The sequence below is a fragment of the Thermoactinomyces sp. CICC 10522 genome (genome assembly GCF_016055075.1).
Taxonomy (GTDB): Bacteria; Bacillota; Bacilli; order Thermoactinomycetales; family Thermoactinomycetaceae; genus Thermoactinomyces_A; species Thermoactinomyces_A daqus.
In genome coordinates this window covers 1-1,173 of record NZ_JAECVY010000057.1, presented here as the reverse complement: position 1 = coordinate 1,173, position 1,173 = coordinate 1, and the positions used below count along the sequence as shown (strand labels likewise).

The following is a 1,173-nucleotide window of genomic DNA, read 5'->3' as shown; positions in this document are numbered from 1 at the left end:
GGCAAGAGTATTCGGGCGATTTCGAGAGAAACGGGACATGCCCGCAATACCGTCCGGCGGTATCTTCGTGCAGAGGGGCTTCCGGAGCGGAAGCCCCGGCGAAAACGGCCATCCAAGTTGGATCCCTTCAAGCCGCTTCTGCACCAGTACATGGATCAAGGCATCTACAACTGCGAAGTCCTTTTCCGGTTTCTCCGTGAGCAAGGCTACCAAGGCGGTCGAACTATTCTTAAAGACTATGTCAAGGACTTCCGTCCTCCCAAACAGCTCCCTGCAGTTCAACGGTATGAAACCCGCCCTGGGGAACAAGCCCAGGTAGACTGGGGGATCTGTGAATACGTGGATCCGGAGGGTCAAGTCCACAAAGTGCCTGTGTTTGTCATGGTTCTCGGCTACTCCCGAGCGATCTATGTGGAGTTTGCCAAGCGCTGCGACATCCACAGTTTCCTCCGCTGCCTGGTTCATGCATTTGAGTATTTCGGCGGGATTCCAGACATAGTTCTAACGGATCGAATGAAAACGGTGATCTTGGGCATGGGGGACGACCGAAAGCCCCGGTGGCATGGGCTGTTTGCCGACTTCGCGGCAACAGCAGGGTTTATCCCGCGGGTATGCCGCGTTCGGCGTCCGCAAACCAAGGGCAAGGTGGAACGCAGCATCCGGTTTGTAAAGGAAAACTTCCTGCCGGGGCGCCGCTTCATCGATCTGGAAGATCTGAACCGGCAAGCTGCGGCGTGGTGTGACGAGAAAAACCGGCGTGTTCATGGAACGACTGGCGAGCGACCTTGTGACCGTCTGAAGCAGGAAAATCTAAAGCTGCTTCCTGACCTCGACCGCTGGAACCCGTATCTGCGCGAAAGACGCCGTGTCAGTCAAGACGGGTTCGTCAGTTATGACGGAGTACGATATGGGGTCCCCTGGCACTACAGCGGTCGTGAAGCAACGGTCTGTGAACGGAACGGCCATGTGGAAATTTGGATTGGTTCGAAACAGATTACTCGTCATGAAAAAGTGGGAAAATCCAGAGCCGTTGTCCCTTGCCCTAACCAGTACAAAGGGCTTGTGACCGCACAGGGACTCCCTGTCCCCCGACCGCGTGCAAAACAAATCCCGCATCACGAAGTGGAAGTGCGCTCACTCGAGGTGTATGAGAGCTTGATGGGGGCGAGATCA

At 55.8% G+C, this 1,173-nt stretch carries 1 protein-coding gene; it reads left to right on the top strand.

Going from position 1 to position 1,173, the window contains the following annotated elements; genetic code table 11:
* On the top strand, positions 1-1,173 hold a 1,173-nt coding region (istA, locus tag I8U18_RS17560; protein WP_198065181.1), incomplete at both ends, for an IS21 family transposase.